Source organism: Streptomyces sp. NPDC050732 (genome assembly GCF_040654255.1).
In the GTDB taxonomy this organism is placed as follows: Bacteria; Actinomycetota; Actinomycetes; order Streptomycetales; family Streptomycetaceae; genus Streptomyces.
In genome coordinates this window covers 65,969-81,551 of the sequence record NZ_JBFAHP010000040.1, presented here as the reverse complement: position 1 = coordinate 81,551, position 15,583 = coordinate 65,969, and the positions used below count along the sequence as shown (strand labels likewise).

Genomic DNA, 15,583 nt, shown 5'->3' with positions numbered 1-15,583 from the left:
CGGCATCCCCGCCGGCCCCCCCCCCCCCCCCCCACCCCCCCCCGCCCCCCCCCCCCCCCGGGCCCCCCCCCCCGCGCCCCCCCCCCCCCCCCCCCCCCAACCCCCCCAACCCCCCCGGGGGCCCCCGGGGGCCCCCCCCCCCCCACGCCGCACCCAACCCCCACCGACCCAGGAGAAGCGGCATGAGCCAGCTCGACCTGTTCGCCGACGCCGACACACCCGACGAACCCCCGGCCCCGCTCGCCCCCGCGGCGACGCCCCGCCGGTACCTCACCGGCCTCCCGCCAGCGCCCGCCCCCGTCACCATCTCCGCCCTGCCCCAAGCCCGGCCGAAGCCGACGGCCGTCAAAGCCGCGCTGGGCCACTACCGCCCCGCGCAGAACAACCCGCACCAGACCGCCTTCGACATAGCCGAGGCCGTCAACTACGCCTGGCACCACGCCCAAGGCGGACCCGGCATCGAAGTGCCGATGGGAGTGGTGGCCACGCTCGCTCTGTGGCCCCTGCGCGGACCCGACGCCTACCTCGCCGCCGACTGGTGGCTCAGTCTCGACGACGACCAGCTCCTTGCGGCGTTCCGCGAATGCTGGGCGCGCTGGTGGATCATGCGGCCGGACCTGATCGACCGAGCCACCCCTCTGCACAAGTGGGTGGACGACGAGAAACCCGGCCCGAAGCGCGCCGCTGCCGTCAGGGCGGTGGTCGAGGCCGCCCTGACCAAAGGGCTGCTGCACCTGACCAGCAGCGACGACGCGTTCTACCGCTCAGCCACCGACGTGATGGGCGCGCTGCTGACCATCATGCGCTCGAAGGGCGCGCACGACGCCCTCGCGGAAGTGCACACGCCCCCTGAGGTCGCCGAACTCATGGCGCGGATGGTGCTGGACGACGCGCCACTCAAGCCGGGAATGAAGTTCGATGAGCCCGCCGGCGGAACCGGCGGGATGTACCGTGCGGCTGCACAGGTCATGCGGGAGAGGAACCTCGACCCGCACGACTTCGGATGGTCGCTGACCGACATCGACGAACTCGCCGCCGCCGGGGCGGCCGTCAACGCGATCATCTGGGATCTCGGCCCGAGCGTCCTGATCGCCTGTGGCGACACCCTGCACGACGGCAACCTGCCGGCGAAGGCCGCCCGGCAGGCGCGCGACTCCTTCGCGCGGCGAGATGAGCTGCACTCGCAGGCCGTCTTCCTCGCGGCCCTCCAGAAGGTCGAAGCGTTGGTGCGCGACATAGCCGCCTGATCAGGCAAGACACTCCTCAAATTGCTCGTAGGTGATCTTGACCCTACCCCGAATGCATATAGAATAGAACCAACGAAAGGGGTTCTCAATGACCTACAAGCGAGGCGACCGCATCGCGCTCGTCCACACCACCGACCCGCACACCGACCTCACCGAAGGAGACCTCGGAACCGTCCGGCGGTACGACGCCAACTTCTCCCAGCTCTACGTCAAATGGGACAGCGGCTCCACCCTCTCGATGCTCCTGGACGACGGCGACGAGGTGCGCCCCGCATGACCCCGTCGGGCCCGCCCCACACCGGGGCGGGCCCGACGGCCCACCAGCAGACCTCTTGGAGAGACACGCTCATGCTCATCACCGATGCCGCAGTCCGAGAAACGGCGGCCACCCTTGCCCAGAGCCTCGGAGGAGACTGGACCCTCGACCCCGAAGCACCTGCCGACGGCGCAGCCCACCTGATCTACAGCGACGGACGAGCCATCAGCTTCCGCCCCATCTTCGGCGGGGCCACCGTCCAGCTCTGGATAACCGGCAACGCTGCACCCCCACTTCCGGACGACGGCACCCCCGCCGACCAAGCCGCCCACGGGGCGCGTATCGCCGCGCGCCTTCCCGACGGTCACCGCTACAACAAGGCGACCACCCTCGTGACCGAGGAAGAGGAAGACCCCGCGGTCATCATCCTGCGCACCCTCGATGACCTCCTTCCGGCCTTCGACTACAAGCCCCGCTACGTCGGCCACCGGCCATGGATCGACCTCTTCGACAACGCCCTCGCGGCCGTCACCGCCGAACGGGGAACCCCGCCGGCCACCACCAACCCGGATGACGAACCAGCCGTCGAGCCCGAGCCCGAGCCCGAACCGGATGCCGAGCCTGCGGTCGACCCCGTGTCGGTAGAGGAACCGCAGCGGCAAGGTCCCGCGGGCGAGAGTCAGGTCGGTGGCGAAACTACCTGCGCCACCGAGACCCCGAGCGAGGACGACCGCCCCGGAGTCGACGCCCAACACGACACGGGCCCCGTCGACAACGCTGGTGATCAAGAGGAGCGGCAGCCCGAAGCGACCACCAACCGGCGCCCCCGTAAGCGCGCACCCAGGCGGCGCCCCAAGGCCAGCGCCACCTAACCCACTCGCTCGACAAGGGGCGCGGCGACGCCGCGCCCCTGGGAGTTCCATGAGCAACGACACCGGAGCCGTGTGCGCAGGTTCGAATCCTGCCGGGGGCACTCGCCAGACCACCTACGAAAATCCGTAGGTGACCAGGGCGGATGCCGACATGAGAGAGCGGGAGTCAGTCTCACTGACTCCCGCTCTCTCTCGTTGTCTCTCACTGTTCACGCACTATCTGCGATACACGCGGCACGCCTACGAGAGAGTCACGAGTCTCTCGTCCTCCACTGGCACAGTCAGGTAGGTCATGGGCGCCCTGACGGGTCGGGATAGTTCTCCCAGACCCTCGTAGGGAAGGGCTGGCGACGAAGGACCGTCCCCATAACCATGCGAATGTCTCCGCAGATCTGGGTGTACCTCGGGGGCCAGCCTTCTGGATCTCCGACCCACTCGGGGCGAATCAGGATCTCAGCGTGCATCCGAGCCAGGAGATCGCGTATCTGCTTGTCGTGGAACCTGAGCGCCTGCTCCTCCAGAGCTTGGTTCATCCCCTGAAGCTCTGCGTGCCACTCCCTGCCGCCTGAGCTTCGCTCATCTCCGACGCCCTTCTTGTAGTGCGCATGGATCGCGTAGCTCAGCCTGATGCACTCGTTGGCTGCCGTCTCGGCCAGGCTCAGCAGGTATGTGCGCTCGGCGTCGTGGGCAGTCCGGCGCTGCTGCCACACAACTGCCCCCGTGGAGACGGCCGCACCGATCAGGGTTCCCGCGAGACCGAACAGCCCCGCCCATATCTCCGATCCCATGGCGCTCATCCTGCCGGGACGCGGAGCCGGACGGGGGCTGATCTCGCCAGGCCCAACTCGCCAGGGAAGTCCTAGATTGCGGCGCCTTCCTCTTCCAGCGCCTTCATGATCTTCGCGTTGGCAGCTTCCTCGTGACCGTCGATGCAGCCGGGATAGCGACGGTGGATCACCTCGGGCGAGTTGCCGACCCGCCGGGCCGCCTCCGCACGGAGGACTGGCCGAGTAGGGTGAGGGAACGACGTCTGGCCTGTTCAACGGCCACAGAGGCTCCGCCCCAGCCAAGGGGCGGAGCCTCTGCGCGTTGGAAGGGAAATCCGCTGCGGTGGAGTTCGAGACTCACTCCGAGCTGGGGTGATGCTCCGTGAGGACGCTGGCACGGCCTCGTGGGGGGCTCGGTGAGGACGCGTTGGGGACGCAAGGACAGGAACAGACCGACAAAGGTTCTAGACCACGAGCAGAGGCCATGCCCTCTGAGCTGGGGAAACGGCTAAAAGCAGCGCAGAAAAGCAAAGGCCGCCAAGATCCTCAAAGGACTCATAATCCGTCGGCCGTGGGTTCGAGTCCCACCCGCCCCACCACGGGGCTCCGGCGCAGGAACGTTTTCACCTGCGGCGGAGCCTCAAACCTCGCCGGGTGCAGCGTCCCCCGGGAGGCCCCAAGATCACTGGCTCGCCCGCTGCTCGCCCGTGCGTGACCCGAGATCGGTACTTCCGTGCGTGCTCATGACGGGTGCCTGCCCGAGGTCTCCGCGCTCAGGGCGTTCAGGAGGCCGGCGCCGCGTTCGGCGTCGTCGACACTGACGGCGAAGTCCTTGCCCTTGGCCCGCACGACGAGGCACTCCCCGCCGCGCAGCATCACGGTGGTGCCCAGGCCGCTCAGCCGGTAGCCCCAGCCCCCCACCTGTGCGGGAGTGCGGTGCTCGACACGGGCGGACTCTATGTCCTGGACGGCCCAGTGCCGGGCCGGCCAGCCGAGCGGGCCGAACGACACCTTCATTCCTCGCTCGCTGACGCGTACCTGTACGGAAGAGCAGCCGAGCACGGCGAGCGAGGCGAACGCGAACGGGGCGATCAGCGCCGCGTGCAGAGGGAGAAGACCGCCGACGCCGGCGGCGGTGAGGGCCACCGCGGCGAATCCGGTGACGGCTGCGGTCACGAGGAGCCACTGGTTGGACGTGCGGGAGAACCATGCGAGCTGCTGGTCCGGTGGAATGCTCATGCCGGGTCCGGGAGTCTGCCGCTGCCCGGGGGCGGGGTGGCGGGTGGCCAGGAAGGCGAAGGCGCCTGCTGTGACGGCAGCCACGACGGCCGCCATCACCCAGGGCGTCACGGAGTCGGCCTCGTGCCAGTCGGACCGGTCCAGATTGGCCCGTACGACAGAGGCCTGAACGCCGACCAGGAACACCCCTCCTGACGCCAGGGAGACCCCGGTCCAGCCACGAGCCGCGCCGTGCGAGCGCCTCGTCCAGAACAGTACGGCCAGCACCAGAATCAGCCAGATCAGTGCGGGGAAGAGCGCGGCCGCCCACAGCGGCATGGACCCGTCGGGCTCCCCGCCCGTACCCCAGTGCGTCGCCAGCCGGTCCGGCAGCCGTCCGCTTGCCGCCAGTGGTATGCCCAGCAGCAGTGCCAGGACGCCGGCACACCAGCCGACGCCCGCCCAGGCGGTGCCACTTGCGCGCCTCACGCGGTCGTTCACACGTCCCCCTTGATCATTTCGATGATGTCGGTCTTGCTGTAGCCCTGGCGGGCCGCGGCTTCCACGAGAGCGCGTACCTGCTCCACCAGGTCGGAGCGTCGGTCCGCGCCGTCGGCCACGGTCACCCCGCGGCCTCGCCGGAACTCCAGGACTCCCTCGTCCCGCAGGGTCCTGAGTCCGCGCAGGACGGTATTGGCGTTGACGCCCAGTGCCTGGGACAGCTCTCGCGCCGGGGGCAGTCGGTCCCCCGGCCCGCACTCTCCCTCCGCGATGGCACGACGGATCGCACCCGCCACCTGTTCGTGCAGAGGGCGGGGATCCGAGGCGTTCAGTCTCAGCAACATGATGCCAATGACGCTAGCACCATTAGGCATCATGCGGTAGGCGCTCGGTGCGGAACGTGCCGCTCCGGTCGCGGGGTGCGAGGTGGCGCGTTCTCGTCGTGATCTTGGTCACTCGTGTCACCAGCTTCACCACTGCATGTGAAGATCTTCACCGTGATCACACGGCGGGGGGAAAGCGTGTGGGCCGCACGTGGGTTGCCCCCCGATGCTTTTCATCGACTTCGAGGGGAACATATGAAGCTCAAGCAGCGCGGAATGCTGGCTGTCGCAGGCATCACGGCAGCGGCCGTTTGCGTGGTGGCCTCCAACGCGGTTGCCGCGGACGCCGGAACCGACGCGGCCAAGGCGGCGGCCACCGCTCCCGCGATATCGGCTCAGGCCGACGGTGAGAACATCTTCAGAGGTCTCTTCTTCGCGCAGGGCGAGGTCGGCAAGGACCTGTCCCGGCTGGACCTCTTCTCCAAGGCGCGCCAGCACCTCGACAACGAGTCCGCTGACGAGAAGCGTGCCGCCAACGCCGTGATCAGCCTGATCAACAAGAAGTCACCCGGTTTCTTCGCCGACTTCAGCAAGAAGTCCCGCAGCGGCGACCCGCGCCAGGTGGAGCAGGCGGTATCCAAGGCCCAGAGCACACTGCTTTCGGTGGCCAAGGAAGAGAAGTCCGCCATGCCCGTGGAGAACGGCCAGCGCTGCGGCGTCACCGTCGCAGTGGGCGCCGCAGTGGTGCATGTCGCGGCCGTCGTGACGGCTGCCGGTGCCGTCGTCACCGTCACCGTCGCGGTGGGTGCCAACTTCGTCAAGGGCAAGAACTGGTTCTGGAGCGCCGAGCCGACCAGCGGCGACGGGACCCCGCTGTCGAAGGATGAGGCTGTCGCCCAGGTCACCAAGGCACTTCAGGCCGCGTAAGCAGTCCCCGGCGGGAGGGGAGGCTGCAGACTCCCCTCCCGCCGGGTCGGCCTCATGGCGCCCCACGGGGGCAAGGAACCGCATCGAAATGAAAAGTAAGTTCCGTTCTCTCTACGACGCCTTCAGCCATCACAGACGCGATTCCGTCACTGTCTCGCCGAAGGCCATCGTCTCGGTATGCCTCATCTGGGCCGTCGTCATCGTGTACGTGATCCAGGAACAGCTGCCCAAGAACGTCATATCCCTTCCGGCCCAGCAAGAGGTCAAGCACACCGTGGTGAACCTCGCCCCGCAAGGATGGGCGTTCTTCACCAAATCCCCGCGCGACCCGGAAGTCGTCCCGTTCAAGAAGGAATCGGGCCACTGGGAAGCACAGTCCCTGACCCCGCACGCGGCCCCGCGAAACGCTTTCGGCCTCAATCGCGCATCGCGTGCCCAAGGTGTCGAGATGGCGATGCTGCTGTCGGCGGCAAAGCAGGACGACTGGCATTCCTGCACCAAGAGCAGAGCGGCCTGCCTCGAAGAATTCGGGGCGGCGGCCCGAAGCATCGACAACAAGGAACCGAACCCCACACTGTGCGGGACGATCGGCTTGTTGGCGGAACGTCCGACCCCCTGGGCCTGGCGTGACCTCATTCCGGAGCCTCACACCCCGGAACGCGTTCTGGTTGTGGAGGTGACGTGTTGATGCGGCAGCGCACGATCACGCTTCCCTGGGGAACGGGCTACGGGCTGGCCCGTACGCTGCTGGCCCTGGGCACCTTGGGGACCCTCGCGTTCAGCGACGCCTCCGCCCTCTTCCAGGAAGTGGCGACCGTGGGCCAGTACCCGCTGTGCCAGGGAGTCGCCGGCGGTGGCGCCTTTTGCCTCGTGGAGTCCGGCCATTACGACATCGTCCGCTGGGTGTGCTGCCTCGTACTGCTTGTCGCGGCGAGCGGCTGGAGGCCCCGCCTCACCGCCATTCCTCACGCCTACGTGGCCTTCAGCGTCTTCACCGGCATCTCCATCCCGGACGGCGGCGACCAGATCACCTGGGTGCTCACCCTGCTGATCGCCCTGGTGTCCCTGGGCGACTCCCGCCGCTGGCACTGGACGTCCAGCCGCCCCTCGCTCGCCGCCCCCCAACAGCGCGGCACCCTGGCACTGATCGGTGTCAGCGCGATCTACGTAGCCCGCATCCAGATGGCGGTGCTGTACTTCCAGTCGTGCGTGGCCAAGCTCCCGCACGCCGAATGGGCCGACGGGACCGCCCTGTACTACTGGGTCAACAACGAAGCCTTCGGAGCGGCGGGCTGGCTGCGCCCCGCACTCAACGCCGTGGTGCACCACCCGATAGGCGTCGCTGCCATGACCTGGGGGCCGCTCGTCCTGGAGATCGCTCTCGCCGCCGCCCTCCTGATGCCTCAAAAGGTGCGCTGGATACTGCTGCCTGCCGGAGTGCTCTTCCACCTCTCCATCGCGGTGACCATGGGGCTGTGGAGCTTCGCCCTCGCCATGTGGGGCGGCCTCCTTCTCCTCCTGGCACCACTCGGCCACGATCCGGACATCGGCGCGATGCTCCGCAAGGCGGTCCGCCGGACCACGCCGCTGAAGGCCGTGCCGCCACAGAAGCCGGCCGAGGAAAGCGTTCCGGCCTGACCTGAGTCGCGACTGCCCGTTCCTCCCTTCCCGCAAGAAGGAAGGAACGGGCACTTCGCGCAGTTGTGTCCCTGCTCCGCCGACGCCAGAGCCTTGACAGGCGTATGACGTGGGCGTAGGACTGAAAAAGTGACGTTTCGTCACTATCCGTGCGCGGTCGCCCCGAGGAGGGCACCATGTCGCTGGCTGCTTCCTACCCCGCTCAACTCCACCTTCAGGGCACCCGGAAGATCGCCCGCTGGCGACCGTTCGTACAGTGGCTCCTCGCTGTTCCGCACCTGCTGATCGCCTACGCGCTCAGCATGCTGCGTGCGGTGCTGACCTTCATCGCCTTCTTCACCGTGCTGTTCACCCGGCGCATCCCGCGCCCGCTCTTCGACGCGATCGCCATGTCCTTCCGCTACGAGTGGCGCGTCGCCAGCTACGTGCTCTTCCTGCACGAGGACTATCCGCCGTTCGACTTCCAGGCGACCGCCGACGACGACAGGGCCGATCCCCACACGCTCGTCACCTTCACCTATCCCGAACAGATGTCGCGGTGGCGCCCCCTGGTCAAATGGCTTCTCGCCGTCCCGCACTACCTGGTGCTTGCCGTCCTGGGCGTCGCGGCGACAGCCGTCGTGATCATGGGGTTCTTCGCCGTGCTGTTCACCGGCACCTATCCGCAGAGGCTCCGAGACGTGCTCGTGGGCGTCTACCGCTACAACCTGCGGGTGCAGAGCTACGTAGGCCTGCTCACCGACGCGTACCCGCCCTTCAGTCTGCAGGCCGACTGAGGAGTACGCCGATCAGTGGGCCGCACGTCGACGGAAGGCAGTGCACGGCCCGCCCTTCGGCAGGGCGAGAGGGGCCGCCGTGTGGCGTGGTGCCGGATCGTGTCGGGGGCAGGGATGTGAAGTGCCGGGGTGCAACTGGCACCGGCTTCGACCGTGTCTCTGCAGGTAAGAGCGCCATCGGGGGAGCAGCCGGAAGAACGTGACGGCTCCTCGGGCGGTGTACCGGCACCCGGTTCGGGGAGGGCGTATGGAACGCAGGGGATACATCCGGATGGCAGGAGCAGCCGTGACGCTGGCCGCAGGCGGTGTCATGGCCATGGCCCCCGGGGCGGCCGCAGCCACGCCCGCACCCGCGGCCGCGTACAACAAGGCGTGCGGCACCGGCTACAAGGTCGTCAACCAGGTCGACATCGGGAAGGTGGGGACGACCTATCTGACGTACAACTCCGCGACCGGAAAGAACTGTGCCGTGACGGTCCGCACCACCTCGGGCCCCGCTGTCCACATGTACGTCTGGGTCCAGCGCGACGACACCAGAGAATACGCCGACGACGACGGCTACTACCGGTCGTACGCGGGGCCCGTCTACCTCGCCGCCAAGGGCTACTGCGTCTCCTGGGGCGGGGTGATCGCCGGCGAGTCGGCCGGCAGGAGCGGCACCAACTGCGGCCGGATCACCGGATGATGAACAGCGAGGGCCGGCACGGAAACCGTGGCGGCCCTCGCTGCGCTCACTCGGCGACCGGGCGGCCCTTGCGGCGGCGGGGCCACTTGCGGGTGTCGCGGGGTTCCACGTACGGCTCCTCCTCCGGAGGCATGCCGCCGGAGATCGCCCGCTGGCGGGCCAGCTCCGCGTCGAATTCGAGGCCGAGCAGGATGGCCAGGTTCGAGAGCCAGAGCCAGATCAGGAAGACGACGACACCGGCGAGGGTTCCGTACGTCTTGTTGTACGAGGCGAAGTTGGCGACGTACAGCGCGAAGCCGCCGGAGGCGAGCAGCCAGAGCAGGACCGCGAGGGCGCTGCCGGGGCTCAGCCAGCGGAAGCCGGGGCCGCGGACGTTCGGGGCGCGCCAGAAGAGCAGGCCGATCATGATGATCACGAGGACCAGCAGGACCGGCCACTTGGCGATGGACCAGGCGGTGAGCGCCGCGTCGCCCACGCCGATCGCGTCACCCGCCCGCTCGGCCAGCGGTCCCGTGAAGACCACGATCACCGCGCTGACGGCGAGCAGGATCATGAGGACCACGGTGAGCGCGATGCGGAGCGGGGTCAGCTTCCACACCGGGCGGCCCTCGGGAAGGTCGTAGACGGCGTTCGAGGTGCGGATGAACGCCGCCACGTAACCGGAGGCCGACCAGACCGCGAGCACCAGGCTCACGACCGCCATCACGCCGCTGGCGCCGCCGCTGTCCCCGAGCTGCCGCACCGCGTCGCCGAGCAGGTCGCGCACCGGGCCGGGGGCCAGCTTCTGAAGGTTGTCGAGGACCGTGCGGGTCGCCGACTCGCCGATCACACCCAGGAGCGAGACGAGGACCAGCAGCGCCGGGAAGAGGGAGAGGACGCCGTAGTACGTCAGGGCGGCGGCCCGGTCGGGCAGATCGTCGTCCATGAACTCCTTGCCGGTGCGCCGCAGGACCGACCACCAGGAGCGCGCGGGCAGCTCGGTGGGCTCGTCCGGGGCGGCCCGCTCGACCTCCGGGTCCGGACCGGTGCCGATGGCCGGCTCGGTCTCGCCATGCTCGTGTTTGTCCCTGCCGAAGAGTGCCATGCGGAGGCGAGTTGACCGGTTCGGGCAGCGTATTCCTGCTCGGGGCCGCCGGTGTCGGGCGGGAGGGCGACTCGGGGCTGCTCGGGGCGGCTTGGAGGTTCCTCCAGGGCGGGGGGCGCGGAGGCGCAGTTGCCATGGATTTCCGTATCAACTTTTACAAATGCCAGCCGATCGCGCTTATCTTGTCGCACATGCAGTCCTACACGATCGGGCAGGCCGCGCGCCTCCTCGGAGTCAGCCCCGACACCGCCCGCCGCTGGGCGGACGCCGGACGGGTCGCCACACACCGCGACGAGGGCGGGCGGCGGCTCATCGAAGGCCGCGACCTCGCCGCGTTCTCCGTCGAGGTCGCGCAGAGCGGCGCCGCCGGGGCCGGAAACGGTGAGGAAGACGTCCCGTACACCACCGCGCGCAACGCCTTTCCCGGCATCGTCACCGCCGTGAAGCTCGGCGACGTGGCCGCGCAGGTGGAGATACAGGCGGGACCGCACCGCCTGGTCTCCCTGCTCACCAGGGAGGCGGTGGAGGAGCTCGGCCTTGAGGTCGGGATGCAGGCCACCGCCCGGGTGAAGTCCACCAGCGTCCACATCGACCGGGCCTGACGCCCGGGCCTCACCTGCCCACTTGTTCCTCTTCGCCTTCTCAAGGAGTCCCGTGTCCGCCGCATTCCGCGCACGCACCGTCCGCCGTACCGCCGCCGCGGCCGTGACCGCCGCGCTGCTCCTGCCGCTCGCCGCCTGCGGCAACGACGACGACAGCGACAGCGAGAAGGACGGCGGCGGCAAGGACGTGAGCCTCACCGTCCTCGCCGCCTCCTCCCTCACCGATGTCTTCGCCACCGCAGAGAAGGCGTACGAGAAGGAGCACCCCGGCACGAAGCTGACGATCTCCGCGGCCGGATCGCAGGAGCTCGCCGCGCAGGTCAGGCAGGGGGCGCCCGCCGACGTGCTCGTCACCGCCGACACCAAGACCATGGACGGGCTGAAGGGGGAGACCGGCGAGCCCACCGTCATCGCCAGGAACCGCCTCGTCATCGCCACCCGCGAGGGCAACCCGGACAAGATCAAGGGGCTCAAGGACCTCGGCGACAGCAAGCTGAAGGTGGTCCTCGCCGACGACACCGTGCCGGTCGGGCGCTACAGCAAGCAGGTCCTGGACAAGCAGGGCGTCGACGTGCGGCCGGTCTCCAAGGAGGCGAACGTCCGCTCCGTCCTGAGCAAGGTCGAGCTCGGCGAGGCCGACGCGGGCATCGTCTACCGTACGGACGCCGCGACCGCGCCCGGCAAGGTCGACGCCGTCGAGATCCCCGACGGTCAGAACGCCGTCGCCGCCTACCCGGCCGCGACCCTCAAGAGCTCCGGGCACGGCGAGGCGGCGGCCGCCTTCGTGAAGTGGCTCAGCACGCCCGAAGCGCAGAAGATCCTGCGGGACGCCGGCTTCCAGAAGCCGTGACCCGTACGCCGGCCGCCGTGTTCCGCACCCGCACTCGCTCTCGCACCCGTGAGCGGCGGACGCGTGCCCGTCCGCCGCTCACGCTGGCCCTCCCCGCCCTGCTCGCCGTCGCCTTCCTCCTGATGCCGCTCGTCGGGGTCCTCGCCCGGACCGAGTGGGGCGACCTCGGAAGCCACCTGAGCACTCCCGGGGTCACGCAGGCCCTGAAGCTCTCGCTGGCCGTGTCGTTCTGGGCGCTCGGGCTTTCGCTGCTGCTCGGGGTGCCGCTGGCCTGGCTGCTGGCGCGCGTGGAGTTCCCTGGCAAGGCGCTCGTACGCTCCCTCGTGCTGCTGCCGATGGTGCTGCCGCCCACCGTCGGCGGCGTCGCGCTCCTGCTCGGGTTCGGGCGGCGCGGGCTGCTCGGACCGTGGCTGGAGGACACCTTCGGCATCGTGCTGCCCTTCCACACCTCCGGTGCCGTGGTGGCGGCGACGTTCGTGGCGATGCCGTTCCTCGTCATCAGCCTGGAGGGCGCGCTGGGCGGGCTGCGGCCCGGGTTCGAGGAGACGGCGGCCTCGCTGGGCGCTTCTCCCGTACGGGTGTTCCTCACCGTCACCCTGCCGATGGTCGCCCCCGGGCTCGCCGCGGGGGCCGCGCTGACCTGGGCGCGGGCGCTCGGCGAGTTCGGCGCGACGATCACCTTCGCGGGCAACCTGCCGGGCACGACGCAGACCCTGCCGCTCCAGGTGTACCTGCTGCTCCAGGACTCCCCGGAGGCCGCGACCTCGCTGTCGCTGCTGCTGCTGGCCATCGCCATGGCCGTACTGGTCGGGCTGCGGGGGCGGTGGACGGTGGGAGCCTCCGGGCGCGTACGGGACGCACAGGACGGACGGGACGGACGGGAGCAGGTGCGCGTCGACTCGGACGGGAGCGACGAGCCGGGGGAGGGCAGTGAGCGGGACCTCAAGACGGCAGAGGCGACAGGGGTGGCAGAGGCGGGGGAGAAGTGGGCCCTGCACGCCGACGTCACCGGCCACAACCAGCTCACCCTCGACGCCGGCCCCGGCACCACCATCGCCGTCGTCGGCCCCAACGGCGCGGGCAAGACCACGCTCCTGCGCGCCCTCCTCGGCCTCACCCCCCGCGCCCACGCGCGGCTGCGGCTCGGCGAGCGAGATGTCACCGCGCTGCCGCCGCACCGGCGCGGGGTCGCCTGGGTGCCCCAGGAAGGAGCGCTCTTCCCGCACCTCAACGCCCTCGGCAACACCGCGTACGGCCTGCGCGCGCAGGGCGTCCGGCGCGCCGCGGCCCGCCGCGAGGCGCAGGCCTGGCTCGACCGGCTCGGCGTCGGGCACCTCGCGCACCGCAGGCCCGCCCAGCTCTCCGGCGGGCAGGCGCAGCGGGTCGCCCTGGCGCGGGCGCTGGCGGCCAGGCCCCGGCTGCTGCTCCTCGACGAACCGCTCGCCGCGCTCGACCAGACCACCCGCGCCCGCGTCCGCCACACCCTGCGCCGCCACCTCGACGGGTTCGGCGGGGTCTGCCTCATCGTCACGCACGACCCCGTCGAGGCGGTCTCGCTGGCCGACCGGGTCCTCGTGCTCGACGAGGGGCGTGCGTTGCAGGACGCGCCGCCCGCCGAGGTCACCCGGCACCCGCGCTCGCCCTGGGTGGCCCGCATGCTCGGCCGCAACGCCTGGCCCGGCACGGCGACCGCCGACGGCACGCTCACGCTGGCGGGGAAGGGGCGGCTGGTCGTCGCCGATCCGCCGCCGGCCGGGGCGCGGGCGCTCGCGGTCATCGCGCCGGAGGCCGTGTCCGTGCACCGCGAGAAGCCGACGGGCAGCCCGCGCAACGTATGGCCGGGGACGGTACGGGAGATCACCACCGCCGGGAGCCGGCTGCGCGTCCTGATCACCTCGCGTGCGGCACCCGACCTGGTCGCAGAGATCACTCCGCAGGCGGCCCTGGAGCTGGGGCTCGTGGACGGGGTGGAGGTGTGGACGAGCGTGAAGGCGACGGAGGTGTCCGTGGTGGCGCTCTGAGGGGCCTTGGCGTGTACAGAGGCTTGCTGGGTGTGGGGCGGGGGGGGGGCTTGCTGACGGGACACGGGGCACGGGGCACGGGGCGTCGGGTTGGTCGTTGGTTACAGCGGCGCCTGCCACGTCACCGTCGTCCCCGCCTCCACGCCGTCCGTGTCCCCGTCGTCGTACACCGTCAGGCGCACGCCCTCGCGGCCGTCGGGAAGCGTCGCCCGCGCGTCGACCGTCACGTCGACGCGGGTGACGCCGGTGCGGCGGGAGGTGGCGGCGAGGGAGCGGCGCAGGGCGGCGAGCAGATGGCCGGCCGCCGGGTCGGTGACGCGGGTGTCGACGGCGCCGGCGAAGTGCACCGACGGCTGGATGCCGAGGACCGCGGCGGCGCCCGCCGTCTCGCGCAGGACCTTGCCGCGGAACGTGGCCGGTGCGTCGGCGGGCGGCTGCTGGAGCGCGAAGATCGCCGTACGGACCTCCTGGATGGTGGATTCCAGCTCGTCGACGGCGTGGTCGAGGGTGGACGCGACCGTGGTCGACCGGGCTTTGCGGCGGGTCGACTCCAGCATCATGCCGGTGGCGAACAGGCGCTGGACGACGAGGTCGTGCAGGTCGCGGGCGATGCGGTCGCGGTCCTCGAAGACCGCGAGGCGCTCCCGGCTCTGCTGGGCGTCGGCGAGTACGAGGGCGACCGCGGCCTGCGAGGCGAACTGGGTGGCGAGGAGCCGCTCGGCGGAGGTGTAGGCGGGCGCGCCGCGGCGGCGCGGCAGCGCGAGCGTGCCGATGAGCCGGCCCCCGGCCTGCAGCGGCAGCATCATGCTGGGCCCGAAGCGGGCCCGCACGTGCGTCGTCATGCGTGGGTCGGTGGCCGAGTCCTCGATGAACACCGGCTCACCCCCGAGCAGCTGCGTGAGCACGGCGCTACCGGGCTCGATGGTGGTGCCGATGAGGTCGTTGGGGTGGGAGTGGGAGTGGGAGTACGGAGAGGTGTCGCGGGCCCCCGTCGCTCCGGCAGCCGCCGCGCCGCCCGGCCTGGGGCCACCCTCGGCACGTTCCTGGGGTGGGGCTGGCGGGGCTGGGGCTGGGGCCGAGTCGTCCGGGGCCGGGGCCGGGGCTGGGGCCGGGGCCGAAGCTGAGGCTCCCCAGCCGTGGGGTTCGCCGTCCGTGGCGGCTGCGACGATGCGCATGCCGCCCGCCTCCGTGGGTTGCAGGATCACGCCCGCCGCCGCGCCCGCGAGGATCCTCGCCCGGTCCGCGACCGTCATCAGCGCGTCGGGCGCGGCCTCGCCGGTGAGGAGGGCCGTGGTGACGGCCGCGGCGCCCTCGATCCAGCGCTCCCGCCGGCGGGCCGCCTCGAACAGGCGGGCGTTGCCGATCGAGATGCCCGCCTGGCTCGCCAGGACCCTCAGGAGCTGGCGGTCCTCGTCGGTGAAGGGGCCGCCACCCGCCTTGCGGGCGAGCAGAAGCGTGCCGAAGGGCTCGTCGTGGACGCGGATCGGGACGCGGAGGGCGGTGCCGTCGGTGTCGTCCGCCTCCGGCCGCAACGGCGGTACGCCGTCGGGGAAGCGGCCGGGGCCGCCCGCCACGAACAGTTCCGCCGGTGCCTCGTGGCCGGCGGCGGCGTCGACGGAGAGCGTGCCGAGGCCCGCCCCGGTCAGCCGCGCCGCGCTGTCCACGACGTGCTGGAGCGTCGCGCGGAGTTCGAGGTCCGTGCCGACGCCGAGGACCGCCTCCAGGATCGGCTGCAGCGAGGGCTGCGGCACGTCCGCTCCTTCGGGCGTCTCGGTCACGTACGACGTACTCCGTACTTGGTGCTCGGTGCTCGGTG

General features: G+C 70.6%; 16 protein-coding genes and 1 tRNA gene. 12 read left to right on the top strand and 5 right to left on the bottom strand.

Features of this window, described 5'->3' with window-relative positions; genetic code table 11:
* Window positions 1-182 precede the first annotated feature (182 nt).
* The 4 genes from AB0H82_RS30400 (at window position 183) to AB0H82_RS30385 (ending at window position 2,476) form a co-directional block, all read left to right on the top strand.
* Window positions 183-1,247 carry an N-6 DNA methylase gene (locus AB0H82_RS30400; RefSeq protein WP_362998355.1) on the top strand — a complete coding sequence of 355 codons (1,065 nt, stop codon included), beginning with the start codon at window positions 183-185 and terminating at the stop codon, window positions 1,245-1,247.
* 88 nt (window positions 1,248-1,335) lie between these two features.
* Entirely contained in the window at window positions 1,336-1,524 is a 189-nt protein-coding gene (locus AB0H82_RS30395) for a DUF4314 domain-containing protein (RefSeq protein ID WP_362998353.1), read from the top strand.
* A gap of 71 nt (window positions 1,525-1,595) precedes the next feature.
* Window positions 1,596-2,375 (top strand): hypothetical protein, encoded by a 780-nt coding sequence (locus AB0H82_RS30390; RefSeq protein ID WP_362998351.1) that lies wholly within the window; start codon window positions 1,596-1,598, stop codon window positions 2,373-2,375.
* Between the two features lie 34 nt (window positions 2,376-2,409).
* Window positions 2,410-2,476 (top strand) — tRNA-OTHER (locus tag AB0H82_RS30385).
* Between the two features lie 189 nt (window positions 2,477-2,665).
* Here the strand turns inward: AB0H82_RS30385 and AB0H82_RS30380 are convergent.
* The 3 genes from AB0H82_RS30380 to AB0H82_RS30370 all read right to left on the bottom strand — a co-directional run bounded on the left by AB0H82_RS30380 (window position 2,666) and on the right by AB0H82_RS30370 (window position 5,205).
* Window positions 2,666-3,163: a hypothetical protein gene (locus AB0H82_RS30380; RefSeq protein WP_362998349.1), complete on the bottom strand. Its 498-nt coding sequence runs from the start codon at window positions 3,161-3,163 to the stop codon at window positions 2,666-2,668.
* Window positions 3,164-3,883: 720 nt separating this feature from the next.
* Complete coding sequence (locus AB0H82_RS30375) at window positions 3,884-4,849, bottom strand: DUF1648 domain-containing protein (RefSeq protein WP_362998347.1); 966 nt, start codon at window positions 4,847-4,849, stop codon at window positions 3,884-3,886.
* Window positions 4,850-4,857: 8 nt separating this feature from the next.
* Window positions 4,858-5,205, bottom strand: a complete 348-nt coding sequence (locus AB0H82_RS30370; protein ID WP_362998345.1) for a GntR family transcriptional regulator — start codon at window positions 5,203-5,205, stop codon at window positions 4,858-4,860.
* Between the two features lie 138 nt (window positions 5,206-5,343).
* Here AB0H82_RS30370 and AB0H82_RS30365 point away from each other — a divergent pair, with 138 nt between their 5' ends.
* From AB0H82_RS30365 to AB0H82_RS30345, 5 genes are all read left to right on the top strand, one after another.
* Window positions 5,344-6,111 carry a sporulation delaying protein family toxin gene (locus AB0H82_RS30365; protein ID WP_362998343.1) on the top strand — a complete coding sequence of 256 codons (768 nt, stop codon included), beginning with the start codon at window positions 5,344-5,346 and terminating at the stop codon, window positions 6,109-6,111.
* Between the two features lie 88 nt (window positions 6,112-6,199).
* Window positions 6,200-6,799, top strand: coding sequence for an SdpA family antimicrobial peptide system protein (locus AB0H82_RS30360; RefSeq protein ID WP_362998341.1), 600 nt, complete (start codon window positions 6,200-6,202; stop codon window positions 6,797-6,799).
* Entirely contained in the window at window positions 6,799-7,749 is a 951-nt protein-coding gene (locus AB0H82_RS30355) for a sporulation-delaying protein SdpB family protein (protein ID WP_362998339.1), read from the top strand. Before AB0H82_RS30360 ends, AB0H82_RS30355 begins: the two co-directional genes overlap by 1 nt.
* A gap of 176 nt (window positions 7,750-7,925) precedes the next feature.
* Entirely contained in the window at window positions 7,926-8,525 is a 600-nt protein-coding gene (locus AB0H82_RS30350; protein WP_362998337.1) for a DUF4389 domain-containing protein, read from the top strand.
* Window positions 8,526-8,772: 247 nt separating this feature from the next.
* Window positions 8,773-9,210 carry a spore-associated protein A gene (locus AB0H82_RS30345; protein ID WP_362998335.1) on the top strand — a complete coding sequence of 146 codons (438 nt, stop codon included), beginning with the start codon at window positions 8,773-8,775 and terminating at the stop codon, window positions 9,208-9,210.
* A 46-nt stretch (window positions 9,211-9,256) separates the two neighbouring features.
* On the opposite strand, the gene AB0H82_RS30340 is transcribed toward AB0H82_RS30345, so the two are convergent.
* Window positions 9,257-10,294 carry a YihY/virulence factor BrkB family protein gene (locus AB0H82_RS30340; protein WP_362998333.1) on the bottom strand — a complete coding sequence of 346 codons (1,038 nt, stop codon included), beginning with the start codon at window positions 10,292-10,294 and terminating at the stop codon, window positions 9,257-9,259.
* A gap of 191 nt (window positions 10,295-10,485) precedes the next feature.
* Here AB0H82_RS30340 and AB0H82_RS30335 point away from each other — a divergent pair, with 191 nt between their 5' ends.
* Genes AB0H82_RS30335 through AB0H82_RS30325 form a run of 3 tightly spaced genes read left to right on the top strand, consistent with a single transcriptional unit; the run spans window position 10,486 to window position 13,767 of the window.
* A complete protein-coding gene (locus AB0H82_RS30335; RefSeq protein ID WP_362998331.1) occupies window positions 10,486-10,896 on the top strand; it encodes a helix-turn-helix transcriptional regulator in 411 nt (136 codons plus the stop codon).
* Window positions 10,897-10,948: 52 nt separating this feature from the next.
* Window positions 10,949-11,746 carry a molybdate ABC transporter substrate-binding protein gene (gene modA, locus AB0H82_RS30330; protein ID WP_362998329.1) on the top strand — a complete coding sequence of 266 codons (798 nt, stop codon included), beginning with the start codon at window positions 10,949-10,951 and terminating at the stop codon, window positions 11,744-11,746.
* A 17-nt stretch (window positions 11,747-11,763) separates the two neighbouring features.
* Window positions 11,764-13,767 carry an ABC transporter permease gene (locus AB0H82_RS30325; RefSeq protein ID WP_362998365.1) on the top strand — a complete coding sequence of 668 codons (2,004 nt, stop codon included), beginning with the start codon at window positions 11,764-11,766 and terminating at the stop codon, window positions 13,765-13,767.
* Between the two features lie 101 nt (window positions 13,768-13,868).
* On the opposite strand, the gene AB0H82_RS30320 is transcribed toward AB0H82_RS30325, so the two are convergent.
* Window positions 13,869-15,545, bottom strand: a complete 1,677-nt coding sequence (locus AB0H82_RS30320; protein WP_362998327.1) for a GAF domain-containing protein — start codon at window positions 15,543-15,545, stop codon at window positions 13,869-13,871.
* Window positions 15,546-15,583: the final 38 nt, after the last annotated feature.